The organism is Rhizobium sp. Root149 (assembly GCF_001427345.1).
GTDB lineage: Bacteria > Pseudomonadota > Alphaproteobacteria > Rhizobiales > Rhizobiaceae > Neorhizobium > Neorhizobium rhizoryzae.
On the sequence record NZ_LMGD01000023.1, the window covers coordinates 53,898 to 79,890 of the forward strand.

The following is a 25,993-nucleotide window of genomic DNA, read 5'->3' on the forward strand; positions in this document are numbered from 1 at the left end:
TTCGGTCTGCTGGTCAGCGTGCAGCCGGTTCAATCTCGTTGAATTGGGTGATGGGGCGAAAGCGCACCTTCGCATTCACGGGCATCTGACCGGCCAGGTCGAGGTGATATTCCGCGACCGTTGCGATGACCGGATAACCACCTGTCAGCGGGTGGTCGGCGAGGAACAGGACGGGTTGTCCGCTGTGCGGCACCTGAATGGCACCTGTGGCCGTACCTTCGCTCGGAAGTTCTCGGGAATCGATGCGTTCAAGCGGGGTGTCTCCGGCAAGACGAACGCCAACGCGGTTAGACTGCGGCGTCACCGTCCAGCTCTGGCTAAAAAGCGTTTCGATGCCCTTGTGCGTAAACCAATCGGTTCGAGGCCCCATGACGACGTCGAGCACAACCTCTTCGCCTGCGATGGGATGTTTGAACGCTGGTTGCTCCTCAAGGCTGACTGGCAGAAGCCGCTCAGCAACGCCACCAATGCCGACCACGCTTCCGGCAACAAGCGCTTCCGGCCCGACGACCGCAAGCGTGTCAGTCGCCGCACTCCCGAGAGCCATGGCAGCGTCGATACCGCCTCGAAAGGAGAGATAGCTGCGAGCGCCGCTCACAGCAAAGCCGAGACGGACTTTGTCGCCTGCTTCCAATGAAACTGGTTGGTAGGTTGAGTGAGGAATCGAGGTGCCGTCGTGTGTTTCGATCTGAAGAGGGCAAGAGGCACCCGTCAAGGCCATCACGGTTCGACCTGTGATCTCGAAGCAGAAGCCACCCAGGGTTACTTCGAGGCAGGGCGTGTTCAGCGGATTGCCGACAATGCGGTTCGCTGCTTTGAATGCACCCTGGTCGAGAGCACCAGAGGAGGATACGCCCTGACCTGTCTGGCCGAAGCGACCGAGATCCTGAATGAGCGCAGGCATAGGCGCTTCCAGAACCTTGAGCGCAACACCTTCAGTGACATCTCGTGCCGGTGCCTGCATGATCTGCTGAGTTGGCGGCAGATGATAGCTGGCGGGCACATGCGCCAGATCGATGAATCGCACCTGATAGCCAGGCTGGAAAAGGGCCGGCGGGTTTCGGTCCAGATCCCACATCTTCACCGGCGTCGTACCGATGATTTGCCAGCCGCCGGGACTGTTTTGCGGATAGACGCCCGAGAATTCGCCCGCAAGCGCCACAGAACCGGCAGGTATGCGGGTGCGCGGGCTTTTTCTGCGCGGCACATGCAGCTTGGGATCGCCATTGACCAGATAGCCGAAACCAGGGGCGAAGCCACAAAAGGCAACGGTGAAGATGCTTTCCGTATGACGCCGGATGACCTCCTCCACCGATAATCCTGTCAGTTCCGCTACATCGGCCAGATCCTCACCATCATAGTGGACAGGGATCTCAACGCGCTGATCAGACGCGGATAGAGCCTTCGAAACATCGTGTCCGGCAATGATCGCCACCAGTTCAGACGCGGTGATCACCTCTGGCTGGAAGCGCACCATGAGGGTGCGTGCGGCGGGCACCATCTCCACGATCCCATCGACCGGATCGGCCTGCAGGGACGCGAAGAGTGCCAGCGTCTCATCCAGATTTTGCAGTTCCACCAAAAGGGTGGTGAGGCTGACGGGCAGGAAGCGCATGGAACCTCACGCGTGGTAAGCGGAATCGGGGATATCGGTAATAAACATATGGCCGGGAGCATGGGTAATGGCAAACGGAACACCGGACGCCATGACCGCCGCTTGTGGCGTCACACCACAAGCCCAGAAAACAGGAACTTCACCCGGCTCGATCCGGACCGGATCTCCAAAATCAGGTCTGGAGATATCGGAAATCCCGATGGCTTCCGGCTGGCCCACGTGAACCGGGGAGCCATGCACCGAAGGAAAACGCCCGGAGATGGTGGCGGCATCTGCCACGCGATCTGCCCGGATCGGTCGCATCGAGACGACCATGTTGCCGTGCAGACGACCGGCCGGCTGGCATGGCTTATTCGTCAGATACATCGGCACATTTGACTTGTCGGTGATATGCCGGATCTCGATACCCGCTTCGGCCATGGGCGTTTCAAACGTGAAGCTGCAGCCGATCAGGAAGCTCACGAGATCCGGGTGTTCTGCCCAGGCGGCGGAGGCATCCGGCGTTTCTTCCGCCAGCTTGCCGTTGCGCCAGATGCGGTATAGCGGAACGTCGCGACGAAGATCGGCATCTTTCGCAAGTGCCGTTGTATGCGAGCCCGGATCCGAAACATCGAGGACCGGGCAGGCCTTTGGGTTTCGCTGCGCATAAAGCAGAAAATCGAAGGCCCAGTCACGCGGCAGCACGATCATGTTGGCCTGCGTGAAGCCGCGGGCAACGCCTGCCGTCGGCTCTACAAGGCCATTGCGGTACTGCGCGCGGGCGTTCCTTGCGGGAGACGCATCAACATGCGCCAGATGTTCAAACGAGATCATATCTTCCTCCCGGAAAATGGGGGTCAGACAAAGGAGCGGATGGTGATGCCATCGGCTTCCAAGGTCTGGCGAACGGCTTGCGCAATGGCGACGGCACCGGGGCTGTCACCGTGTACACAGATGGAGTGAGCCTCGATTTTGATAGTCGTGCCATCGATCGCTTCGAGCCTGCCCTCACGCGCCAGTCGCAGCATGCGCTGGCCGATGAGATTGGTGTCGTGCAGGACGGAACCGGCTTCACGACGAGACACAAGCTCTCCGCCGGGCGTATAGGCGCGGTCTGCAAAGGCTTCTGCCACGGTTCTCAGGCCCGCCTTCTCCGCGAGCTGGAGGATTGGCGTTCCTGCCAGTCCCATGAGCACAAGGTTCGGATCGATTTCCCGAATGCCGTCGATAACCGCTTGCCCCTGCTTTGCGTCATGAGCGATGCGATTGTAGAGCGCTCCGTGTGGCTTGACATAGGCCACTTTGCCACCGGCTGCTGCGGCGATGCCTTGCAGTGCGCCGATCTGGTAGATCACGTCGGCTGTCAGTTCCGCACTTGTGGCGTCCATATCGCGGCGGCCGAAGCCGACGCGATCCGGATAGGAGACATGGGCGCCGATGACGACACCTCTCTCGACAGCGGCCTTCACCGTCTGGCGGATGCCGAGCGGATCGCCAGCATGGAAGCCGCAGGCGATGTTCGCGCTGGAAACGATGGACAGCATGGCCGTGTCATCGCCCATTTTCCATGCGCCGTAGCTTTCGCCGAGGTCACTGTTAAGATCGATGGAAGTCATGGTTTCCTCTCCCTAGTCTGTCTTGCTTCAGCCGAGCAGCGCGAAGATCGGGCCGATGGACTTGTAGCCCATATACCAGGTCAGCGCACAGACCAGCACGCCGAGCACCAGCAGCCAGCGGGGATAGCGATAGCCACCCATCAGGTCGGATCGGGCCCATGCCGCATAGATGAAGATGGAAAGGCCGATTGGGAGGATCAGACCGTTTAATCCACCGACGAAAACGAGCATCTGCGCAGGAGGCGTGGTGATGATGACGTAGAAGAAGAGCGAGATGGTGATGAAGATGATCGTCGCAATGTCACGTGCGCGGTCGCTGATGTCCTTTTTGAAGACCGTGATGAAGGAGACCGACGTATAGGCCGCACCGATGACCGAAGTAATGGCGGCGAACCAGAGGACCGCACCGAAGATGCGAAGGCCGAACTCGCCTGCCGCAGCCTGAAAGGCCTGCGCAGCTGGGTTGGCGCCTTTGCCCGACACATCGATCGCGACACCCGCCGATACCACGCCGAGAATTGCGAGGAACAGGACATAGCGCATGATGCCTGTCACCGCGATGCCGGAGAGCGCTGCGCGGTTGACGGCACCGAGGTTTTCGATACCGGTCTGGCCTTTGTCCAGGAGGCGGTGTGCACCGGAGTAAGTGATATAGCCACCAACAGTGCCGCCGACGATCGTGGTGATGGTGGCGAAATCGATGGTGGAAGGGATGAAGGTTTCAAACATCGCCTTGCCGACGGGTGGCTGAGAGACAATCGCAACATAGAGGGTAAGGATGATCATCAAGACGCCCGCGCCGATGATTGCCTTGTCAACAGCGACCCCAGCACGCTTTGAGCTGAAAATGCCGATGGCGATCAGAGCGCTGATGGCGCCGCCCCATGTGGGGTCGAGGCCGAGAAGCGCGTTGAGACCAAGGCCCGATCCGCCAATATTCCCGATGTTGAAGAACAGCCCACCAACGATGACGAGAATTGCAAGGATGTAGCCTGTGCCGGGAATGGCAGCGTTGGCAATGTCGGATGCGCGCATCCGTGTCAGTGTAACGATGCGCCAGATGTTCAACTGGACGACGAAGTCGATCAGGATGGACGCCAAGATGGCGAATGCGAAGGCGGCGCCAAGCTTTGTGGTGAAGGTAGCGGTCTGGGTGATGAAGCCCGGTCCGATCGCTGATGTGGCCATCAGGAAGACGGCAGCAGTGAGCGCCGCGCGGCGTGACTTGCCAGATGCAGGATCGGCAGATGGTACGGCAGTTGGCTGTTCCATGGTTCCCTCTTTTGTTTGAATGAGAGCGGCCTCAATGGATCCCCGACCGTTCTCCTAACGCTAAGGGTTATCCCGTTTTACAAATTCGTCAAGATTGTTGAACGATATTTCTTTTATCGCCATACATAAGCACAATTGTTGTGCGGCGCGATGATTTGCTGTGCAGTGCAAGAGAACTGTTGTTCAGCCGACCAAGTCATTGAAGAAGCGCAGAAACAAAAGCGGGGCGGAGATTGCTCTCCGCCCCGCTTGCGTCTTGAATAGGCGATGTCTAGTGGGTGACCGGCGCGGTTGAAGGCGAGGCCTCAGCGCCATCCGTCGGCTTCTTGATCCGGAACCAGACGATGTAAAGGGCTGGAAGGAACAGGAGAGTAAGGACGGTACCCACCACGATTCCACCCATCATCGCATAAGCCATCGGTCCCCAGAAGATCTCGCGGGCAATCGGAATGAGGGCGAGGCTGGCAGCCGCGGCGGTCAGCATGATTGGCCGCATCCGATGCTCCGATGCCTCGATGACCGCATCCCAGGCATGACGCCCCGCGGTGCGAAGCGTCTCGATCTCCACCACCAGAATGACGGAGTTTCTGATCAGAATGCCGATCAGCGCGAGAACGCCGAGGATGGCCACGAAGCCGAGCGGTGCGCCGCTTGGCAGAAGAGCGGCTACTACGCCGATCAAGCCAAGCGGTGCAACAATGACCACCAGGAACAGGCGCTGGAAGCTCTGCAACTGGAACATAAGGATCGTTGCCATGGTCAGGAGCATCAATGGAACGACAGCCACAATCGGAGCCTGGCTTTTCGCGCTGCTTTCGACAGAGCCGCCGGTCTCGATCTTGTAGCCGATCGGCAGCTTCGTCTTGAAGTCGTTGATGGACGACTTGAGGGAGGCATCGATCGTCGCCGGCAGGGTGCCGTCAACAATGGCTGCTTCCACGGTTACGGTTGGCAGGCGATCGCGACGCCAGATCACCGGCTGTTCCAGCTCGTAGCGGAAGTTTGCAATCGAAGCGAGCGGCACGGATTGACCGTTATTGCCCGGCAATTGCAGATTGCGTAGCGTCTCGATGGAACGACGCTCGTCTTCGGTCGCGCGGCCAATCACGTCGATCAGATAGATGCTGTCGCGGATCTGCGTGATGGTTGAGCCGTTCGTGATATTGTTGAGCGCCGTGGCAATGTCAGAGGATGTAACGCCGAGCTGGCGGGCCTTATCCTGAAGCACATCCACCTTCACGCTGCGTGCGGGTTCGTTCCAGTTGAAGACCACGCGACCTAGACGGGGATCCTGACCCACTATCCCAGCTAGTTGGCCTGCAAGCATGCGGACCTGCTGAGGATCAGGACCACTGACGCGGTACTGGATGGGGCGGCCTACCGGGGGTCCAAGTTCCATTTCTTTCAAGAGGATGTCCGCGCCCGCATACTCGGTCTCGGCAACCTTCTCGAGCTTGGCCTTCAGGCGCTCGCGAGCTTCTATGCTCTTGGTGACAATGACCATCTGACCGAAGTAGGCGGTGGATGGCTGTACGTCAAACGAGAGTACGAAGCGCTTTGCTCCCTGGCCGACATAGGAGGTCCAATGAACGATATCCTCATCCTTGGCAAGATAGGCTGCCTCGAACTTGTCCATATCAGCCTTGGTCTGGTCGATCGTGTAATTCTGGCGTGAATTCCAGTCGACGATGAGTTCCGGGCGATCGGATTGAGGGAAGAATTGCTGCTGAACGAAGCCCATCCCGTAAACGGAGGCACCAAACAAGGCGACCGTAACGAGGATTGTCATCTTCGGCCAGGTGACGCAGACGTGCAGGATCCTTGAAAAGACCCGTGCCATCAGGCCTTTGTGGTCCTCGTGCTTTTTCATGGTCTTCGGCAGCATGACCACGCCCAGCAATGGAGCAAAGAGTACCGCAACGATCCATGAAACGATCAGTGATATCGCAATCACAACGAAAAGCGAGAAGGTGAATTCGCCCGCCGCGCTATCGTTCAGACCGACGGGAATGAAGCTCGCCACGGTGACGAGTGTGCCTGTCAACATTGGAAAAGCCGTTGAGGTGTAGACGGCGGTTGCCGCCTTGGCGAGCGTTTCACCGGCTTCCAGTTTGGACACCATCATCTCGATCGCGATCATGGCGTCATCGACGAGCAATCCAAGTGCGATGATGAGAGCACCGAGCGAGATGCGCTGAAGCGAGATGCCCAGATACTCCATGAAAACGAAGGTGATCGCCAGGACCAGCGGAATGGAGACGGCAACAACCAGGCCAGCTCGCATCCCAAGGCTGAGAAAGCTGACCACAAGAACGATGGCGATGGCTTCGAAGAGAGCTTTGGTGAAGCCGCCGACGGCTTCCTCGACGACGACGGCCTGATCCGCCACGTGGTGCACGCCAATACCCACAGGCAGGTCGGCTATGACGCGATCCATCGTCTTCGACAGGGCTTCACCGAAGTTCAGCAGGTTTGCTCCCGGCTTCATGCCGATCGCGAGACCAATGGCCGGCTGACCATTGTAGCGGAACAGAGGCTGTGCAGGATCCGAATAGCCACGCGTGATCTTTGCCACGTCGCTGAGACGGAAGAAGCGGTCATTGACCCGAAGATTGATGTTGCGGATGGCATCCTCGGTTGCGAATTGGCCCGATACCCTGATGTTGATGTTTTCGGCCCCGGTACGCATCGTGCCGGAAGCAACAACCGCGTTCTGTTGCTGCAGCGTGTTCAGGATCTGGCTCTGGGTAATGCCCAGAGCAGCCATCTGGCGCGTGGAGAACTCCAGGTAGATAACCTCATCCTGTGCTCCGATGAGGTCTACCTTGCCGACATTTGGCACACTGAGAATTTCGGTCCGCGCCGCTTCCAGATAATCACGCAACTCGCGCTGCGTCAGCCCATCGGACGTGAACGCGTAAATGTTGCCGAACACATCGCCGAAACTATCGATGAATGCGGGTCCCTGCACACCCTGTGGAAGTGTGGGAGCGATATCGTTGATCATGTTGCGAACTTTGACCCAGGTCGGTTTTACATCCGCCGCCTTGGTGTTTTCTCGCAAGTTTACATAGATCGTGGTTTGACCGGGAGTGTTGATGCTCTTTGTGTAATCGAGCGATTCCAGTTCCTGGAGCTTCTTCTCGATCCGGTCGGTCACCTGACTGGTCATCTCGTTTATCGAGGCGCCCGGCCATTGGGCCTGGATCAGCATGGTCTTGATGGTGAAGTCCGGATCTTCTTCACGCCCGAGGTTGATGTAGGAGAGCAATCCGGCCACTGCCGAAAGGATCATGAAATACCAGACGAGCGACCTGTGCTTGAGTGCCCATTCGGAAAGATTGAATTTCTTGTTCATAGAGGCAGCTCTTCAGCAAAACGGACGGGTTGATTATCGGTGAGGGAATTGACGCCTGCGGTCACGACCCGTTCACCTTCCTGCAGGCCCTGCGTGACGTTGACGCCGCCAGTTGCGGAAGGCTGGATTCCGACGGGGCGTCGAACGACTTTTTTGCCCTGTGGATCGATGACCCATACGAAGGTCGCTCCATCCTTTTCGCCAACCGCCCGGGACGGCAACCAGAGGGCCGCTTTGATCTCTTCCATCGGTGTCGCGGTGACCGTGCTTCCCAGTCGGTAGCTTTCTGGTGCCGTTTCCAGCGCAATCTTGGTTCGCCGTGTACGGGTCGCGGCGTCTGCCTGTGGTGCTGCTTCACGCACCTGTCCCTTCACCTTGATCTCCGGATCGGCCTGCAGCGAAACGAGGAAAGTGCTTCCAATCCTGGTCAGATCACCATAGCTTTCCGGTATGTCGATCACGGCGTCCTTGGCGTCGAGGCGTGCAATCGTTGCCACCGTCTGACCAGCCGCCACGACCTGTCCGACTTCAGCGGCAAGCGACGACACCACTCCGTCCGTCTGGGCGATCAGGGTCGCATAACCCAGTTGCTCCTGGGCTTTTGTGAGATCTGCCTCCAGTTGAAGAACCGATGCCTCGGACGCTGCACGAGATTGAACGGCCTCTTCGACGCGTTCCTTGGTCGTAGCGTTTGTCTGGAGAAGCGTGCTTTGACGCTGCTCGTTGACACGGGCCAGATCAAGCTTGGCACGCGAGGATGCGAGATCCGCTTCTGCTTTCGTGACGGCGAGTTGCAGCGCAGTGGCATCGAGCTTTGCCAGTTCCTGCCCTTTGCGCACAACATCCCCGACATTGATATTGCGTGAAACGATGCGGCCAAGGACCTGGAAGCCGAGATCGGCGCTCAGCTTTGCTTCAACCGTGCCGGTAAAGCCCAGTGTTGTCAGTTCGCGCGGCTTGACTGTTGTGAACAGGACGGGTCGAACCGGCGGTGGTGGCTCCTGTTCTTCGGTGCAACTGGTAAGAGCCAGGCCTGCGGCCAGCAGCGTCAGTGAGATAGAGAGCTTCATCGTGCTACTCCTGCATCGAAAGAGACCTGCTGGTTTTCACGCAGAAACTGAGCGCCCTCGATGACCACAAGATCTCCGGCTTGCAATCCGCTGGAAAGAACGACCTTCGATGAGTCGTATCGTTGTATCTCGACCTGCTTCAGTCGACTGGTCTTCTTTTCGGGATCGATTGTCCAGACGGCAGGTTGACCTGCCTTGGACATGAGAGCCTGCCACGGTACGTTGATGCGTTCCTGACGCTCCATGTCGACATTTGCGACAATCGGAGAGCCAAGCGACATCGCGGGCGGAGGATTCTCAATGGCGAGCTTCACCCGAACGGTGCCAAGTGATCGGTCTATCGCGGGGCTGACCTCCCGGATGGAAGCCTTCGCCCTCACGGAGGGGTCTGATACCAGGGCGACTTCCATCGCCAGCGGCTGGCGATTACCGGTGAGGACCGACTCCTGAACGTTGAACGCCGCATCGCGCGCACCATCATGCGCAAGCGTAAAGACGGACGTCGAAGGCTGGACGACCTGACCAACTTCGACACCTCGAACGGTAATCGTGCCGTCCGCGTCAGCGCGCAATTCAGTTTGCCTTAAGGTATCAGTCGCCACGTCCAGACGTGCCTTTGCTGCGTCCAGGTCGTTCTGAGCGGATTGGAACTGTTGAATCGCGCTATCCAGATCCTGCTGCGACAATGCACCCGTTTGCGTCAATGCCTTTCTCCGAGCCAGCACGGAGCTTGCCATGCGCAGGGTTGCCTCTTGTGAGGCGACCGCGGCCTTTGCCGATTCCAGATCAGCCGACTGCTCAGTTGAGTCTAGCCTGGCCAGGAGATCGCCTGCCTTCACGCGATCACCGACATTGACCTCCCGCGAAATGACGCGACCGCTGACCTTGAACGAGAGTTCACTCTCTATGCGCGCCTTGACCTCGCCGGTGCCGCTGGCACGCACGACGTCGGGCGTCAGCCGAACAGATTCGACTTTGACATGAGCGAGATAGGGCTCCCGTTCCTTGCTCTGCTCGTCACAGGAAGAGAGAGCCAGAGCCGCTATCGCGATGAAAACGGCGGGAAGGGATCTTTTTGGCGCCTTCAGGCCTTTGGGAGGAGGAGTAGACGTTGCCGTCATTGGTGATCCTGATCATAACAGGGTTGAAATAATTCATCAGATGTTGAATATATGTCTTGCAAGCATGGGAGTTGTCAAGATGGAAGCACGAACGAAACCACAGCAGGCGCAAAAGGCGAGGGCCGGACGAGGAAGGCCCCGCAAAGGCGCAGAGCCTGGGACCGACACCTTGCTTGAGTCTGCCCTTCAGAGCTTTGCTGAAAATGGTTTCGAAAACACATCGCTTCGAAATATTGCGACGATAGCGGATGTAGATGTCGCTCTTATTTCATACCGTCACGGGTCAAAGTTCGGGCTTTGGACTGCCGTTGTTTCGTCGGTCGCCGAGGAGTCTTTGCAAAACATCGATAAATTCATTGCGGATGCTTTGAAGCTCCCCGCGGAGCAAAGAGTTGATTACGTTGCAGAACAGCTCGTCGAGATGATTTTCTCAAAGCCGCACTTCGCCCGACTGATGATAGGGGAAGTGGCCGGAAGCCCTGATCGGGAGCGGCAGACTTTTATCGCGGAAAAACTTGGCAAGCCTATTCATACCAAGTTGCGTCATTTTCTGGATGACCACAAAGAAGAGGCGAGACTGATCGATGATGATCTTGCAGTGTTTGCCTCAATCTCACTTCTTGGTCTTCTCTCGACAACGCAGGATTTTTTGTCGGAGATGGTCGGCATCAAGCACTCCGACAAGGAGCTCAAGTCTCAAATGACCCGAATTGTTACCGGGCTTCTCACGCGATGAGCCGCGCGCAGGTCTGTCAGCGTTAGGCGTTTGGCTTCAAAGCTGGTCCGGCTGATGCTGCCTCCAGTTCTCTCTTGCTGCGCGAACCCGACCACCGGGAAAAGATCAGATAGATGATCGGCGTCGTGTAGAGTGTCAGCGCCTGCGAGACGATCAGGCCGCCAATGATCGTGATCCCGAGCGGACGATGAAGGTCGGCACCCGGGCCGCTTGCCAGGATCAGCGGTAGCGCGCCCATGAATGCCGCAAGGGTCGTCATCATGATGGGGCGAAACCGCTTGAGGCATGCTTCATGGATGGCCTCGGCAGGCGTCATGCCAAGCCGGCGTTCTGCATCGAGGGCAAAATCGACAAGCATGATGCCGTTTTTCTTCACGATCCCGATCAGAAGAATGATGCCGATGAATGCAACAAGTGTCAGTTCCGTACCGCTCACCCACAGTGCCAGCAGAGCACCGAGCCCGGCCGATGGCAGCGTCGAGATGATCGTCAGCGGGTGGACGAGGCTTTCGTAAAGAATGCCAAGCACGATATAGACGGCCAGCAGGGCGGCTAGAATCAGCAGCGGCTGGTTGCTGGAGGAATCGCTGGCATTGGCAGCGTCGCCCGCAAATTCAGCGTGAAGCGTATCTGGCAGATGCATATCCGCAACGGCGGCTTTGATGGCCTCGTTCGCCTGAGACAGCGTAATGTCCGGCCCGACATTGTAGGAGATCGTGACGGAGGGGAACTGATCCTCATGGTTCACGCCAATCGGCGCCAGGGTCCGCTCGACCTTGGCAAATGCGCTGAGGGGAACCTGCGTGCCGCCTGTCGCTGGAACGTAGATTTTCAGGATATGCTCAGGGTCTTTCGCGAATTCCGGATAGGCCTCCAGAATGACGCGGTACTGGTTTCGCTCTCCATAGATCACCGTGACCTGTCTCTGCGCAAAGGCATTGTTCAGGGCCGTATCGACCGCGCTCATGCGTATGCCAAGTCGCGAAGCGGCCGTCCGATCAACCACCACATTGGCCTGCAATCCATTGGGTTGCCGGTCGCTGTTCACATCCGTCAGCAGCGGTTCCTGTCTCAGCCTTGCCAGAATTCGCGGCGCCCAGGTTATGAGTTCGGCATAATCGGCACTCCAGAGGGTGAACTGAAATTCCGAATCCGAAGATCGGGCACCGACGCGAATATCGCTCGGCGAATGAAAGGAGGTATCGAGGCCGGGAATGACCGCTGTCGCCCGGCGCAGCCGCTCGACAACCACATCGGTGGGATCTCGCTCCGCCCGCGGCTTCAAAGAGATCTGCATCTGCCCGCGATTGGCGGTTCCGAGAAAGCCACCGCCGACGCTTGCGCCTATGTTCTTGACGGCCGGGTCCTTCTCGACGATCGCCAACGCACGCCGCTGAAGCTGAACTATCGCCGGATATGAGATGTCACTGGCCGCCTGGCTGTTGCCCATCACGAAACCTGTATCGTCCCTCGGAATGAAACCCTTCGGAACTTTCGCATAGAGATAGCCTGTCAGCGCAATGCAGGCGGCCGTCGTGACAATGGCCAGAAAACGGTGATGCAGCAGGCTGCTCAGGGTTCTGTCATAGAAGGCAATCATGGAATCCATGGTGCCCTCGACCAGTCGGTCGAACCAGTTTGCCCGAGCCTCCAGATCATGCGGCTTCAGCTTGTGGCCGCAGATCATCGGCGTCAATGTGAGCGAGACGATGGTTGAGACGAGAATGGTGAAGGCCAAAGTCAGCGAGAAGGTTAGGAAGAATTTTCCGACGATCCCGCCCATGAAGAACAGCGGAATGAAGGCAGCCATCAGTGAGACACTGATTGCAATCACGGTGAAGCCGATCTGGCTTGCGCCTTCAAGTGCCGCCTGCAGTGGGCTCATGCCCTTTTCCAGATTTGCATAGACATTCTCGATCATGACGATGGCATCATCGACGACGAAGCCGCTGGCGACCGCCAATGCCATCAATGAGAGATTGTCTATGGAAAGGCCCGTAAGCCACATCGCGGCAAAGGCCCCGGCAAAGGACAAGGGCACCGTGATGCCCGCCGCGAATGTCGGCACCAGTCGCCGGAGAAAAACGAAAACGACGGCCATGACGAGGCTGATCGTAGCAAGCAGCGTGAACTGCATGTCCTTCACGCTTGCATTGATGGTCGTCGTGCGGTCGTTCAGCACGTCGATTTCGATACCCGCAGGGATCAACTGCTTGAGTTCGGGAAAGAGCGCGCGCACAGCATCGACAGTTGCAACCACATTGGCGTCCGTTGCCTTGGTGATGTTGAGCAGCACGGCCGGCTTGCCGTTGAACCAAGCATCGGACCGCCGATTGCGCACGCCCGGTTCCACGCTGGCAATGTCCGACAGCCGGGTCGCGGTTCCATCGCCAGACCGAATGATCAGGTCTCCGTAATCTTCCGGTTTCGTGAGTTGCGCGTTGAGAGAGAGTGCATAGAAAGCATTAGGCCCATCGATGGCACCCACGGGGGCGAGGGCATTTCCATTGACGATGGCATTGCGTACATCGTTTGCGGAAAGACCGATGGCTGCCAGCCGATCCGGATCGAGCCGCACGCGGACCGCCGGTTGATCCGCGCCGCTGACATTTACATCGCCCACACCCTCCACCTGTGAGATGCGCTGAACGACGACCGTATCCGCGGCATCGAAGATGGCACTTGCTGGAAGAGTGGATGAGGTGAGCGCCAGCGTCAGTATGGGTGCTGCGGCAGGGTTTGCCTTGCGCATCGACGGCAGGTTCGGCATGTCGCTCGGCAAATCCGCCACGGCAGCATTGATAGCCGCCTGCACATCCTGTGCGGCGCTATCGACGTTGCGGGAAATGTCGAACTGCAAAAAAATGTTCGTCGTGCCCAGCCCGCTGGTCGATGTCAGTTCCGTCAATCCGGCAATCGCACCAAGGTGCCGCTCGAGTGGAGCGGCAACGCTTGATGCCATGCTTTCCGGATCGGCACCCGGACGACTGGCGGACACACGAATTGTGGGGAGATCCACCGCTGGCAGGCTGGAAACAGGCAGGAAGCGATAAGCCACAATGCCCAATATCATCAGGCCAATCGCAAGAAGTGTGGTGCCAACTGGACGCCTGATGAAGGGGGCGGACAGGTTCATGCCGTTTCCCCGGCGTGGCGCACTTCAGGTGTTTCGCTTGGACGCTCCGCCTTGCGAATGCGCAGTCGATCCAGTGCGAGATAGATGACCGGCGTCGTATAGAGGGTCAGCAACTGGCTGAGCAGCAGGCCGCCGATGATAGAAATGCCGAGCGGAATGCGCAGTTCCGCGCCGGAGCCTTGTGCCAATGCAAGCGGAAGGGCGCCGAAGAGGGCCGCCAGCGTCGTCATCATGATGGGACGGAATCGAAGGCTCGCCGCCTTGATGATGGCTTCACGCGGAGAGAGCCCGTCCTCCCGCTCAGCGCTCAGCGCAAAGTCGATCATCATGATGGCGTTCTTCTTTACGATACCCATCAGGAGGACGATGCCGATCAGCGCGATGATCGAGAGATCCTGACCGAATGCCATAAGCGCCAACAGCGCACCCACACCGGCCGACGGAAGGGTGGAGAGGATCGTGATCGGGTGGATGGCGCTTTCGTAAAGCAGGCCAAGAACGATGTAGATGGTGATGATAGCTGCCAGTATTAGCCAGGGTTCACCCGCGAGGGATCGATCGAACTCTTCCGTATCGCCGCTGTAATGGCGCTGGATAGATGCTGGAAGGCCAATCTCGGCTTCGGCGCTTTTGATCGCGGCCACAGCGTCCGACAAGGAGGCGCCGCGTGCCAGATCGAAGCTCAGGGTGACGGCCGGGAATTGTTCGCTGCGGCTGATCACCAGCGGAGCCGTGGTGAAGCGTACCGTAGCAACGGTGCCAAGCGGTATCATGGCGCCATTGGCGCCCGCCACATAAAGCTGGTCCAGTGCCTTCGGATTGCCCTGAAAACGCTCTGCTGCCTCCAGAATGACGCGATACTGGTTGGCTTGACCATAAATCGTGCTGATCTGGCGCTGCCCGAAGGCATCGTAGAGCGTATCGCTGATCGCCTGCATGGATACGCCGAGCCGAGCCGCCGTCTCCCGGTTAACCTGAATCGCCAGCCGTCCGCCGCCGAGCTCCACTTCAGAGGTAACATCAATGAGGAGAGAATCCTGTTGAAGGCGACGCGCGAGCCTCTCCGCCCAGTCTGCGACAGTCGCCGCGTTCGTACCGGTCAGCGTGTATTGATAGGGCGCGCGGCTGGCCCGTGTGCTGATCGAAATATCGCGAACGCTCTGGAATGTTGCATGAATTCCGGGAATTCCGGCAACGCGCTCCCGCAGCCGATCGATCAGGTCGGTTGAGGATATGTCCCGTTCGTCCTGTGGCTTCAGAACAATGCGGTAGCTTGCGGTGTTCAGCGTCAGGTTCGTCGCGCTCGTGCCGATGACGGCCACCACACTCTCAACCGCGGGATCCTGCCGCAAACGGTCGCCGATCACCTTTTGCGTCGTCTTCATCGCGTCGAAGGAGCTCGTCGGCTCCGTTTCCACGACAGCGGTTATCATGCCCGTATCCTGAACCGGCAGGAATCCCTTCGGGATGATGAGATACAGAAAGACTGTTACACCAAGGGTAATTGCTGTCAGGCCCAGCATCAGCCAGCCGCGATCGACTGCCCAGACAACACTTCTATGATAGCCTCGATTGACCCAGTCCATGAAGCGATCGCTGAGACCCAGAATACCGGTGCTTCTGGCCTTTGGCGCCCGCAAAATGCGAGCGCACATCATTGGTGTCAGGGTCAGCGAAATGATGGCCGATACCACAACGGCAATAGTCAGTGTCAGCGCAAACTCGCGGAACATGCGCCCGACAATACCCGTCATGAACAGCAGCGGAATGAATACCGCGATGAGAGAGGCAGTCAGCGAGATGATGGTGAAGCCGATTTCTCCAGCACCCTTCAGTGCTGCCTTCATCGGATGTTCGCCCTCTTCGATGTGACGGGCGATGTTTTCGATCATCACGATGGCATCGTCGACGACGAAACCTGTTCCGATGGTCAGCGCCATCAGCGAAAGGTTGTCGAGGCTGAACCCGGCAAACCACATGATGCCGAACGTTGCGATCAGCGAGAGTGGAAGGGCGACCCCGGCGATAATGGTAGCCGTGAGAGTTCGCAGGAAAAGAAAGACGACGAGGATAACCAGTGCGATCGACAGCACCAATGTCCACTGCACATCGTGAATGGAAGCCCGGATCGTCTCTGTTCGGTCATTGACAATATCAAGCGCGACGCCCGCCGGGAGTGTCGCCTTCAGCCGGGGAAGTTGCGAGCGCACATCCTCGACCGTCTGTATGACGTTTGCTCCGGGTTGGCGCATGACGTCGACGATAACGGCGGCACGACCGTTATACCATGCGCCGACACGGCTGTTCTCCAGCCCTTCGACGACATCTGCGACATCCTTCAGACGGACCGGCGCGCCGTTCTTGTAGGCGATGATGGATTGTCGATAGACCTCAGGCTCGTGGATCTGGTCGTTGGCGGAGAGCGTGAAAGATTGAAACGTGCCATCCACGGCACCTTTCGCTCCCGACACATTGGCATTGGTGATGGCCGTGCGCAGGTCCTCCATCGAAAGACCGTAGGAGGCAAGCCGTGTCAGGTCTGCCTGAATGCGGATGGCTGGCCGTACCCCGCCCTCGACGCGCACATCACCCACGCCCGAGACTTCGCTCAGGCGTTGGGACATGATGGTATCGGTAAAATCACTCAGGTCACGAATGGGATAGGTATCCGAATGCAAGGCCAGCGTGATGATCGGTGTGTCCGCCGGATTGACCTTGGCGTAGGTGGGCGGATAGGGCAGCGTCTTGGGAAGGCTCCCGGCTGCTGCATTGATGGCAGCCTGCACATCCTGAGCCGCTCCATCGATATCTCGATCAAGATTGAACTGCAGCGTGATCTGGCTGATGCCGAAGGCGCTCGAGGACGTCATGGCGGCTACAGACGGAATTTGCCCCAGCGGCCGTTCCAGCGGCGCGGTGACCAAGGCCGTCATGGTGTCCGGATCTGCTCCGGGCAGCTGTGTCGTCACCCGGATCGTCGGAAAATCCACCTGGGGCAGCGGTGCGACCGGAAGCGAGAAAAACCCGAGCAGTCCGCCCAGCAGAGTGGCAATTCCGAGAAGCGAAGTTGCGACGGGTCGCGAGATGAAGGGCGTGGAAACACTCATCGCGATGCATCAGCCGACTTCTGGCCGTCAACCTTCGGCGCATCAGGCTGAGCACCCTCTTTTGGAGGCACCGCGCCGCCATCTCCCGGAGGCCTTTCTGAAGGCGTTTCCGTGCCTTTGTCGGCGTTTCCATTTTCGGGATGAGGCGTGGCTGAACCCGGTTGACCGGAATGCTCTCCAGCAGGAGGTTTGTTCTGCCCATTGTTTCGGTTTCCGCCACCCTTGCGACGCTGTGCGCGATTTTCATCCGAAAGCGGGACGACCATCTTGGCAGGATCAGCCTCTTCAGGCGTTGAAACCTTGACCTGCGCGCCATCCTGCAATCGCGCAAAGCCGGTTGTCACAACGCGCTCACCCGCCTTCAGGCCGTCGCTGATCACTGCGATCTGATCATCCTGCATCTGCACCGAGACCGCCTGCATTCGCACCTTGTCGTCACTCTCGACAACATAGGAATAGGTGCCACCCGGCCCTCGTTGCACGGCTGCGGATGGAACGGTCAACCGGTCTTTTCGTGTTTCGACCAGAAGGCGCGCATTGACAAAGGCTCCCGGCCACAGCGAAAGATTCTCATTGGGAAATTCTGCGCGCAGCTTGACTGTGCCTGTCGTGGCATCGACCTGATTGTCGACCACAGTCAGGCGCCCTTGTCCGAGCACCGTTTTGCCGTCATCCGCAAATGCATCAACACTCAGAGGTGCTTTGGAGCTTGCTGCGTTGACGCGGGCCAGTTCCTGCTGGGGCACGGAAAACACGACAGTGATCGGACGGATCTGCGAAAGTGTAACGATCCCGCTGGAATCGCCACTGGAAACGATGTTGCCGACGTCGACATTGCGAATGCCGGTCCGTCCGTCGATAGGCGCGCGGATAGTGGTGTAATCCAGCTGAACCTGCGCAGCCTCGATCGATGCCTGGTCCGATTGGACCTGGGCTTTGTACTGCGCCACGAGTGCCCGCTGGTTATCGACCTGTTGCTGGGTTGCAGCAGAATTGCCGGCCAAACGCTGAACGCGCTCGAATTCGACGACCGCATTGCCCAGCAATGCTTCGTCCTGGGCCTTCTTGGCGATAGCCTGATCGAGCTGTGCCCTGTAGAGCGCGTCGTCAAGACGGGCGATAATCTCACCCTTCTTGATATCCTGCCCTTCCTGAAAGCGGATCTCGGTGATGCGACCGCTGACCTGCGCACGCACGACGACAGAATTGGCGGGTCGTACCGTCCCCACGCCCGTCGCGTAAATCGGCACATCTGCAAGTTTAGCTGGCGTTGCCACAACGGGAATGGACCGATCCCGGCTGCCTTCCCGCTCTTTCTTCTCTTTTCCAAGCCAAGACGATGCCACCGATTGCATATGCGGATGCTGAACGGCATAGGCAAGCCCTGCTCCAGCAAGCGCGAGGCCGAGCAGAACCATTTTTGTTACTGACTTCATCGATCAACCGTTCATGTCGTGTTGGCATAGTCCTCATGCTCCGAAGTTCTGAAAACCGCTCGAAGCTGTCTGACATCATCGTGATAACCCAATCACAACTTTGAGAAAATGCCACTTACAAGAACGTAATGTTCCGACTTTTTCAGGTTGCTGTGTCCAGTCCTGAAGTATCAATCCAGAAGCTTGGCTTCCAGCGATGCGCGAATGAATGCCTCCCGCGCAAGATCCTGCGCCATTTGGCGGTTGACTGCTGCCAGGCAACTGGTTCGTGCACTCCGGTAGTGACGCCCGCGCCGTGGCGGCCAACGGAACATCAGCTTCTCCAAAGCTTCTGCCGGGCCATGAACCGCTTCCGGAGATCCGTCGTTCAAACGGACCCACACTGGCGTCAGCCACCGTGGAGCGTTACGACCGTCTACCACTTCATTCGTCATTAAGCCTATCTCCCTGTCGCTCAGAGAAACGCCGAATGTAAACAATGGGTTCCAGCCGATCATGCATCGGATCTGCTGGTCCGGCAATAGTTACCATACTCTTAAGAACGAGAGTTAGCCAATCAATGCTGCTTCACAAATTTGACACGATGCGACGGCTGTGCCGCTGGCTCATCTAAAGGGCACGTGTTTCATCCAAGTTTATCTCATATTAAACTTATCACTATTAGTCTTAATTACATTAGTGGTGCCTATCCGCCCCAACCCGCGTCATGATGTCGTGGAAAGACTGTCCCTGCATCTATGTCATCCTATTCGAGGCATTCATGTTCGCCTTACTTTCCCGTTCCATCGCAGCAAAGCTCCTTTTCGTCACTGGAATATCGATCGGCCTTGTTCTCTTCCTCTCCAATCTTGTTCTGATCTCGCAGACACGAGATCGCGTGCAGGCATTGACGATGGAGCAGTCGAATGCGGAAGCCAAAGCTATTGCGCGTGAAATCGCTGGCGATGTCGGCGAACTGGCGAGTGCCGCCCGGACGATGGCAGGCGTCATAGGTCGAGCGCATGAAGGGAAGTCGCTCGATCGCCTGGGGATCACGAATGTTCTGCGTGCCAATCTCGAGCAGAATCCGTTCGCGTTCGGAAGCTGGATGGCGGAAGAGCCGCGCGCTATCGATGGACGTAAGGACGAGGTAAAAGGGCAGACCAATCTCGGTGCGAATGAAGACGGCGTCTTCACGCCCTATTGGTCCAAAGATCGAAACGGCGCAATTCAGTACTCAACATTCGCTGCCAAGTACGATGCGGAATGGTATGCCCTCGCTGCCAAGAGTCGCAAAGGTGCCATTACTGCCCCCTACCTTGCCGAGGGCACCGACGTCCCTACGACCATGAGTTCCATAGCTTACCCGGTCATCTCCGGCGGCAAGATGATCGGGGTCAGCGGCGTTGATATCTCACTTCGTTCGCTCTCCGAAAAACTGAAAGCGCTGAAGCCGTTTGGAACGGGCCGTGTCCTTCTCGTCGATCAAACTGGCCAATGGATGGTTGCGCCGAAGGATGATCAACTGATGAAGCCCTATCAGGCCGAAGGCGCGGATAGTTTGAAAACGGCGCTGGCAAGCGTCAAGAGCGCTGTTCTGGAAAACCTGACGTCAGATACAGGGGAAGGTTTTGACCGTCTGATCTATCCTTTTGCGGTCCCTGGCGTAAACGCGACCTGGGCGGTTATCATCGATATCCCCAGCACGGCGATCAGTGCGCCTGTGACCGAACAGACCAAGATGATGATCCTCGGCGGTCTGATCGTCCTCGGCGCCGTCATGATTTCCCTGTTCCTGGCGGTCAGAGGGCTGGCGCAACGCCCACTTCATGGTCTGGTCGGTGATGTCGAACGGATGTCGAACGGCGATTACTCGAATGAAATTTCGAACCAGGCCCGTGGTGATGAAATCGGCATGGTTGCCAAGGCGCTCGAAGGTTTCCGCCATCGCCTTGCGGAAAGTCATAACCTTGCTGCGGAAGCTGATGCTCAGCGGAGTGCCGCGGAAGGCGAGCGGAGACGCAATGAGGCTGAACGCAGCCAGTCCGCTGCGATCCAGCAACATATCGTGGCCGCGCTCGGAACTGGGTTGGCACATTTGTCGCAAGGCAACCTGACTTACCGGATCAACGATGACTTCCCGGGCGACTACGCCGCGATCAAGCGCGATTTCAACAGCGCGGTAGAAAGTCTGGAGCAGGCGATTGCTTCCGTAAACGGAAGCGTGGTCAACATTGCGGCAGGGACAAGCGAGATTTCCGAGAGTGCGGCAGACCTCGCCAAGCGGACCGAGACACAGGCCGCCAGCCTGGAACAAACCGCCGCGGCCCTGAACGAATTGACGGAGCAGGTCAATGCCAGCGCAGATAATGCCGGGACCGCTGCCAGCGCCGTTTCGATTGCTGTCACGGACGCGGAAAAATCAGGCGGTGTCGTCCAGAAGGCGGTAGCGTCGATGCATGGTATCGAGCAATCCTCACAGGAAATATCACGCATCATCGGTGTCATCGATGAGATTGCCTTCCAGACCAATCTCCTTGCGCTGAATGCAGGCGTAGAAGCTGCGCGTGCAGGCGAGGCGGGCAAGGGATTTGCCGTCGTTGCGCAGGAAGTACGCGAGCTTGCTCAACGTTCTGCCAATGCGGCCAAGGAGATCAAATCCCTCATCAACGCCTCCGCAGCACAGGTGCAGGACGGCGTAGCGCTTGTCGGCGAAGCTGGAAAATCGCTTGAAAAGATCGCTCAGCAGGTGATGCAAATCAACGGGCTGATCCGCCAGATCTCCGTCTCGGCGAGCGAGCAGGCGTCTGGCCTCAAGGAGGTCAATATGGCCGTCAACCAGATGGATCAGGTAACTCAGCAAAACGCTGCCATGGTTGAGGAAACAACTGCGGCCAGCATGGCACTGCTCGGTGAGTCCAATACCCTCAGAAATCTGGTTGCCCGCTTCCAGGTTGCGGGAGCGCAGTCCGCCGCTTTGAGAGCAACGGGAGAAGCAATGCGCGCGGCCACGAACACCCGCACGACGGGCACCCTGCCGGCGCGCCAGCCAGTGGTTCGCAAGGTAGCCGGTGCTGGAACCCAGTCTGTGCCAGTCGCCTCTGAAAACTGGAGCGAATTCTAAATCCAGACGTGGTTCGACCAGCTTTTACGATTTTGCGGGGTCGCAGAGATAATTGCGATCCGGCTTTCTATGAGCACAGGTGCAACTGAATGACGCACGGGTTTTGGTGTATGTTTGACCGATCCTCACGACACGGCTTGCTGGAAGTATAATTTCAACTTATTAGTATTCTTGCAGAAACGTTGAAACTAGCACGGTGCGGTGCTCATCTAAGGTTGCATGCTATTGGCTCTCAATACTTGCGTGTACTGAACCGACGGAGCGAAGTTGGCGTCGATGCCCAATTTTTGACGCGGATGAATTGTCGTCGGTGCCAAGGAACCATTCCTGTCTTCCGTAATTGATGCTGCAACAGCCTCCGGTAAGTGTACCAAATAATTGAGAAGGTAGTGAAAACGTCGTGAGCAAATCCTTCTCCGTGACTTCGGCAGAAATGCTGGCGAAGATGAATGACGAGCTTCAGGCTGCGGATTCCAGATTGGTCGGGAACGCGGCCTTGTTGGCATCCGTGCTAAATGGCTGCGGGGATTGCATCAAGATCCTGGATCTCGAGGGACGCCTTCAATTCATGAGTGAAGGCGGCAAACGGGTGATGGAGGTTGATGACTTTAGTGCATTCCAAGGCTGCCCTTGGCCGGATTTCTGGGCTGGAGACGGTAACGTTGCCGCCCGTCAGGCTGTTGAAACAGCTGCATCTGGACAGCCCGCACAATTTTTCGGTGACGCCAAGACCGCGAAAGGAACGCAAAAATTCTGGGAGGTTCAGGTCATTCCGGTATTTGGCGAGGGTGGAAATCCCACCCATCTGCTGTCCATCTCAAAAGACATCACTGATGTTACCGACGCTCTGCGCCGAAACGAGTTACTCGCACAGGAACTTCAGCATCGCATTAAGAACACCCTCGCCATGGTCGCGGCAGTAGCCTCCCAGACCTTGAAAGGCGAAGATATCAGCGATCGCAGAACGGCATTTCTGACAAGGATCCAGGCGCTTTCGAAAGCCAATGAGATCATAACCGCAAAAACATGGCAGAACGCACCAATGCGCGCTGTGATCGAGAAGGCTCTGGAACCGCATCTGCCACGGCCGGAGCGATGCTCTATTCAAGGTGACGATCTTGATCTGACCGCCAAGCAGGCGCTCTCTCTCGCCTTGTCGGTGCATGAACTGGCCACGAATGCGACCAAATACGGCGCATTATCTGGAGAAGATGGCAGGGTTGACATTGAATGGCGCGTCGATGACGAACAGCCTGTCGGCGAGCGATTGCTGTTTGAATGGCGCGAAACTGGTGGCCCGCCAGTAAGTGAACCAAGTTCACGTGGCTTCGGATCCAAGCTTGTCATGCGCGCTCTCGCCTCGGATTTCCAAGGCAAAGTCACGCTCGATTATCTGCCTACCGGCGTGGTTTGCAGAATGCTCGCGCCGGCGCCAACTGTAGCCTTGTGATGCTGACCACGGGTGAACGGTTCATGTTTGCGGCGTCTCAGGCGACGGCTTCTCTTTGCGATTTGAGTGTAATTTCCAGCCGGCTTATGGATTGATTGGCCCGTTTTACGAAGCCATTGAATCCGGAGAAGAAGATCCGGAGGAACCTTTCTGTTTCATGTTCAGCTGGGCTTGGCGTATGTTTCAAACATCGCGCGCCCAAGGCTGCATAAAGATCAAGCCTGCTTTGGCTGATCGTGCCGAAAGCCAGTTGCGAGGCTTGCCGTAGACAATACCAATCGAGAATGATGTCGATCAGGGGAATGTCGCCAAGATCCGCTTCCGGCAAATTGACCGTTTCTGCCAGATGACGCAGGAGGTCCGGCTGATCGAGTGCCGAACCGAGAATGCCACAAGCGCTCCGAAAGTCTTGGTCCATCAGGTCCTGAACGACGGCTTGAGGCCATTCCTTCTTGAAATAGCGATGCTGGATGAGCGAACGAAGGTGGTCGACCAGAAACGTCCGGTAATCATTTGCTGCAATGGCACTATCTTCGGTCTCACCCGTACGGTTCGCTTCAAGTCTATAGGCAGCCGAGATAGCTTGCTCGACGGGCATATCGTTGAGGGAAATGGTGTCGACCATGACACCCTTATCGGTCAACGCGACTGTCTTGAAGGCGGGCGGGAAGGCCACGAGAGACGGGACTGCAATATTGCGAAGTTCGCCATGTTCCATGACGGCACGTGTTACGCCTTCGACATGGAGGTGGCCGCTGAAATGCACTTCCACGCCGGACTGGATGAGCTTTGCGGCAGCAGCCGGTTGCGGTGTCCTGCGAACCACATTGGTTTCGCCGAACAGAGCCGCTTCAGCGGCGCTGGTACCGTCGAATGGGTCAAGCACCGGGTAATGTGAAAAGGCAAGCAGGGTCTTTCCGGAAGCATTGGCCCTGGCTGCAACACTTGCGATCCAGTCGATCAGAAATGGCTTGCATCGCAAAAGCGCATTCCATCCGGCGGCGGTGCTGTCGATGAAGGCGGCTTCCTCCTCCCGAGCAAAACTTCCGTTCCGCGGCTCAAAGATGTTGGCATCGATCATCAACAGCCAAAGGCCGGGTTCCGGTTCTACCAGATAGGAGGCATCCATAAGCGAGTACACGTTCTCGCCGTCCGGTGATGCGATCTCATATCGCCGGTCTTCATCCCGGTCCGATAATCCGAAGGGCGTTTCCCAATGAAGGTACGAGGGCTGGCGGTAATAGCCGAACTCCCGCATTGGCTGGAGCCCGACAGGGTAACCTTCGCAATACATGTCGTCGCTGACGATCACAGCACCATGCGTCAGGGTCTTGTCGCTGGTGATGAGGACGCCGGATCCATCGGCACTGATAAATTGCTTCGTCTGATGACGCCCGGCAGGTCCGAAGATGTCGTGATTTCCAGGGAGCGCGTAGAACTTCAGGCCAAACTCTTTTTCATAGCCCAGCAATATTTCACGGAGCCGCCGCATGGTGGACCGTTGCCCGTCATCAGAATAGTCGCCCAGCAGGACAACGTGCCGGATTCCCCGCTCTATGACTGCCTTCAATGCCGCGTGAAGCGCTGGCGCGCTCTCATTGAATACGCGCGTTGATTGGCGTGTTTCGGACCAGGTGCGCAGAGCCATGCGCCGGCCATCTATTGTTATCCCGGGGAAACCAAAGTCTGCGTCAAGATCATGGAAATGGATATCGGCGATAACAGCGATGGTATTGTGATGAGGCATGGCGACAAGCTTGTACTATGTTCTGAAATCCGGTCGAACCTATTCTTCGCCGATGAGACCGTCGAAGACTTCCATCATGGCATCGACAATGGCCTGACCCAGGGCGTTTGCCGTTTCTCCGACCTTTTCATCCGTGCCGTCGCGAGCCGCAAGCGCTAGGTCCGCCCCTTGATCCGCAACGATAGCCTTCGCCCGCTCGATTGCCCACTGGGCAAAATCACTGCGGCTGCTAATGGTCATTTCATCGTCCTGCTGATCTGTCATTGTCGCGATTTTCTCCAGAGGAATATCGGCTAACTACGCGCAATTGCCGTGATTGACAACGAGGCGCAGGGACGATGGATTGTCTTCGCGAAAATCGTGCGGGCTTAACTCAGATAAGTTCGGGGAGGGCGCCCCAGAATGCGCCGAAACATTGTAGAGAAAGCAGCAATATTCTCGTAGCCAGCGTCCAGTGCGACGGTGGTGACACTCTGCCCTTCGGCTAGACGGGGAAGGGAGGCGAAGACACAGGCCTGCTGACGCCACTGGGTGAAGCTGATGCCGGTTTCTTCCCGGAAGCGGCGCGTAAAGGTGCGCCGGCTCGTCTTCAGTTCTCTGGCCCAGTCATCGATACTGGTGGCTACTGTTGGCGCGTTGAGAAAACGGCGACAGAGTTTTGCCAGGCCTGCATGGTTGGGAAAGGGAAGCCCTAGCGGCCTTTCTGGAAACTGCTCAAATTCGTCCAGAAGAAGATCTGTCACAAGGCTTAGCCGATGATATCGTTCAGGCTTTTTCTCGACATTGACAAGTTCGCCGATGAGGTTCTGAGCAAGAGGCGTGACCTCCACGACGCGCGGATGGGCGGGGCTCCCTTCCGGCAAATCCCAGTAGATCGACTGCATGTGCACTTCGCTGATCATCTCCGCCGAGTGTCGATAGTTGGAGGGGATAACCAGCGCATGTCCCGGCGGGATCATCCATCGCCTGCCGTCGGTATTGACCAGCACAATACCTTTGCGCGCAAACCATAACTGAGTGCGGCTGTGGGAATGCACCGGCACCTCAAAGCCTGCCGGATAAACGCGCTCAAGCGCGATCAGCCTCTCATTGGTCTGCTCTATCCAGACAAGGCTACGGTTGTGGTCCTGATAATCCGGTCCATCGTCGGACGTATGATCCACAATACGCATTTGGCCCACTCGCGAAATATATAGACCGAAACACAAATGCGGGCCATCTGCAACCTCGCTAAACCAACTTCTGCG

17 protein-coding genes are annotated in these 25,993 nt (G+C 57.6%); 3 read left to right on the forward strand and 14 right to left on the reverse strand.

Annotated features, from left to right (window positions below; all coding sequences use genetic code 11):
* Positions 1–13: 13 nt before the first annotated feature.
* The 7 genes from pxpB to ASD54_RS20175 form a co-directional block, all read right to left on the reverse strand.
* Complete coding sequence (gene pxpB, locus ASD54_RS20145; protein WP_062556365.1) at positions 14–1,615, reverse strand: 5-oxoprolinase subunit PxpB; 1,602 nt, start codon at positions 1,613–1,615, stop codon at positions 14–16.
* Positions 1,616–1,621: 6 nt separating this feature from the next.
* Positions 1,622–2,428, reverse strand: coding sequence for a putative hydro-lyase (locus ASD54_RS20150; RefSeq protein WP_062556366.1), 807 nt, complete (start codon positions 2,426–2,428; stop codon positions 1,622–1,624).
* Between the two features lie 23 nt (positions 2,429–2,451).
* Positions 2,452–3,210, reverse strand: a complete 759-nt coding sequence (locus ASD54_RS20155; RefSeq protein ID WP_062556367.1) for a 5-oxoprolinase subunit PxpA — start codon at positions 3,208–3,210, stop codon at positions 2,452–2,454.
* 27 nt (positions 3,211–3,237) lie between these two features.
* Positions 3,238–4,482: an NRAMP family divalent metal transporter gene (locus ASD54_RS20160; protein ID WP_062556368.1), complete on the reverse strand. Its 1,245-nt coding sequence runs from the start codon at positions 4,480–4,482 to the stop codon at positions 3,238–3,240.
* Between the two features lie 271 nt (positions 4,483–4,753).
* Positions 4,754–7,840, reverse strand: a complete 3,087-nt coding sequence (locus ASD54_RS20165) for an efflux RND transporter permease subunit (RefSeq protein WP_062556369.1) — start codon at positions 7,838–7,840, stop codon at positions 4,754–4,756.
* Positions 7,837–8,910, reverse strand: coding sequence for an efflux RND transporter periplasmic adaptor subunit (locus tag ASD54_RS20170; RefSeq protein WP_062556370.1), 1,074 nt, complete (start codon positions 8,908–8,910; stop codon positions 7,837–7,839). The genes ASD54_RS20165 and ASD54_RS20170 overlap by 4 nt, the downstream gene beginning before the upstream one ends.
* Positions 8,907–10,031: an efflux RND transporter periplasmic adaptor subunit gene (locus ASD54_RS20175; RefSeq protein ID WP_062556371.1), complete on the reverse strand. Its 1,125-nt coding sequence runs from the start codon at positions 10,029–10,031 to the stop codon at positions 8,907–8,909. The genes ASD54_RS20170 and ASD54_RS20175 overlap by 4 nt, the downstream gene beginning before the upstream one ends.
* Positions 10,032–10,110: 79 nt before the next feature.
* Here ASD54_RS20175 and ASD54_RS20180 point away from each other — a divergent pair, with 79 nt between their 5' ends.
* Positions 10,111–10,767, forward strand: coding sequence for a TetR/AcrR family transcriptional regulator (locus ASD54_RS20180; RefSeq protein ID WP_162249597.1), 657 nt, complete (start codon positions 10,111–10,113; stop codon positions 10,765–10,767).
* Between the two features lie 22 nt (positions 10,768–10,789).
* Here ASD54_RS20180 and ASD54_RS20185 read toward each other — a convergent pair whose 3' ends face one another.
* The 4 genes from ASD54_RS20185 to ASD54_RS20200 all read right to left on the reverse strand — a co-directional run bounded on the left by ASD54_RS20185 (position 10,790) and on the right by ASD54_RS20200 (position 18,880).
* Complete coding sequence (locus tag ASD54_RS20185) at positions 10,790–13,903, reverse strand: efflux RND transporter permease subunit (RefSeq protein ID WP_062556373.1); 3,114 nt, start codon at positions 13,901–13,903, stop codon at positions 10,790–10,792.
* Positions 13,900–17,010, reverse strand: a complete 3,111-nt coding sequence (locus ASD54_RS20190; protein ID WP_062556374.1) for an efflux RND transporter permease subunit — start codon at positions 17,008–17,010, stop codon at positions 13,900–13,902. Before ASD54_RS20190 ends, ASD54_RS20185 begins: the two co-directional genes overlap by 4 nt.
* Positions 17,007–18,446, reverse strand: coding sequence for an efflux RND transporter periplasmic adaptor subunit (locus ASD54_RS20195; RefSeq protein ID WP_082547302.1), 1,440 nt, complete (start codon positions 18,444–18,446; stop codon positions 17,007–17,009). Before ASD54_RS20195 ends, ASD54_RS20190 begins: the two co-directional genes overlap by 4 nt.
* A gap of 170 nt (positions 18,447–18,616) precedes the next feature.
* Entirely contained in the window at positions 18,617–18,880 is a 264-nt protein-coding gene (locus ASD54_RS20200; RefSeq protein WP_062556376.1) for a DUF982 domain-containing protein, read from the reverse strand.
* A gap of 326 nt (positions 18,881–19,206) precedes the next feature.
* Between ASD54_RS20200 and ASD54_RS20205 the strand changes: the two genes are divergently transcribed.
* Positions 19,207–21,549, forward strand: a complete 2,343-nt coding sequence (locus ASD54_RS20205; RefSeq protein WP_062556882.1) for a methyl-accepting chemotaxis protein — start codon at positions 19,207–19,209, stop codon at positions 21,547–21,549.
* A gap of 445 nt (positions 21,550–21,994) precedes the next feature.
* Positions 21,995–22,999, forward strand: coding sequence for an HWE histidine kinase domain-containing protein (locus tag ASD54_RS20210; RefSeq protein ID WP_162249598.1), 1,005 nt, complete (start codon positions 21,995–21,997; stop codon positions 22,997–22,999).
* 37 nt (positions 23,000–23,036) lie between these two features.
* Here the strand turns inward: ASD54_RS20210 and ASD54_RS20215 are convergent, their stop codons facing one another.
* The 3 genes from ASD54_RS20215 to ASD54_RS20225 form a co-directional block, all read right to left on the reverse strand.
* Positions 23,037–24,746, reverse strand: coding sequence for a metallophosphoesterase (locus ASD54_RS20215; RefSeq protein WP_062556378.1), 1,710 nt, complete (start codon positions 24,744–24,746; stop codon positions 23,037–23,039).
* A gap of 39 nt (positions 24,747–24,785) precedes the next feature.
* Positions 24,786–24,986, reverse strand: a complete 201-nt coding sequence (locus ASD54_RS20220) for a hypothetical protein (protein ID WP_244484807.1) — start codon at positions 24,984–24,986, stop codon at positions 24,786–24,788.
* A 128-nt stretch (positions 24,987–25,114) separates the two neighbouring features.
* The gene (locus ASD54_RS20225; RefSeq protein WP_062556380.1) at positions 25,115–25,918 is read right to left on the reverse strand and encodes a helix-turn-helix transcriptional regulator; all 804 of its coding nucleotides are present in this window, start codon (positions 25,916–25,918) and stop codon (positions 25,115–25,117) included.
* Positions 25,919–25,993 lie beyond the last annotated feature (75 nt).

Excerpts from the sequence above, each read along its gene's own strand:
- ASD54_RS20170 (WP_062556370.1), bottom strand. The coding sequence starts at position 8,910 with ATGAAGCTCTCTATCTCACTGACGCTGCTGGCCGCAGGCCTGGCTCTT.
- ASD54_RS20210 (WP_162249598.1), top strand. The coding sequence starts at position 21,995 with ATGAATGACGAGCTTCAGGCTGCGGATTCCAGATTGGTCGGGAACGCG.
- ASD54_RS20160 (WP_062556368.1), bottom strand. The coding sequence starts at position 4,482 with ATGGAACAGCCAACTGCCGTACCATCTGCCGATCCTGCATCTGGCAAG.
- ASD54_RS20200 (WP_062556376.1), bottom strand. The coding sequence starts at position 18,880 with ATGACGAATGAAGTGGTAGACGGTCGTAACGCTCCACGGTGGCTGACG.
- ASD54_RS20155 (WP_062556367.1), bottom strand. The coding sequence starts at position 3,210 with ATGACTTCCATCGATCTTAACAGTGACCTCGGCGAAAGCTACGGCGCA.
- ASD54_RS20165 (WP_062556369.1), bottom strand. The coding sequence starts at position 7,840 with ATGAACAAGAAATTCAATCTTTCCGAATGGGCACTCAAGCACAGGTCG.
- ASD54_RS20215 (WP_062556378.1), bottom strand. The coding sequence starts at position 24,746 with ATGCCTCATCACAATACCATCGCTGTTATCGCCGATATCCATTTCCAT.
- pxpB (WP_062556365.1), bottom strand. The coding sequence starts at position 1,615 with ATGCGCTTCCTGCCCGTCAGCCTCACCACCCTTTTGGTGGAACTGCAA.
- ASD54_RS20190 (WP_062556374.1), bottom strand. The coding sequence starts at position 17,010 with ATGAGTGTTTCCACGCCCTTCATCTCGCGACCCGTCGCAACTTCGCTT.
- ASD54_RS20195 (WP_082547302.1), bottom strand. The coding sequence starts at position 18,446 with ATGAAGTCAGTAACAAAAATGGTTCTGCTCGGCCTCGCGCTTGCTGGA.
- ASD54_RS20225 (WP_062556380.1), bottom strand. The coding sequence starts at position 25,918 with ATGCGTATTGTGGATCATACGTCCGACGATGGACCGGATTATCAGGAC.
- ASD54_RS20150 (WP_062556366.1), bottom strand. The coding sequence starts at position 2,428 with ATGATCTCGTTTGAACATCTGGCGCATGTTGATGCGTCTCCCGCAAGG.
- ASD54_RS20180 (WP_162249597.1), top strand. The coding sequence starts at position 10,111 with ATGGAAGCACGAACGAAACCACAGCAGGCGCAAAAGGCGAGGGCCGGA.
- ASD54_RS20220 (WP_244484807.1), bottom strand. The coding sequence starts at position 24,986 with ATGACCATTAGCAGCCGCAGTGATTTTGCCCAGTGGGCAATCGAGCGG.
- ASD54_RS20175 (WP_062556371.1), bottom strand. The coding sequence starts at position 10,031 with ATGACGGCAACGTCTACTCCTCCTCCCAAAGGCCTGAAGGCGCCAAAA.
- ASD54_RS20205 (WP_062556882.1), top strand. The coding sequence starts at position 19,207 with ATGTTCGCCTTACTTTCCCGTTCCATCGCAGCAAAGCTCCTTTTCGTC.
- ASD54_RS20185 (WP_062556373.1), bottom strand. The coding sequence starts at position 13,903 with ATGAACCTGTCCGCCCCCTTCATCAGGCGTCCAGTTGGCACCACACTT.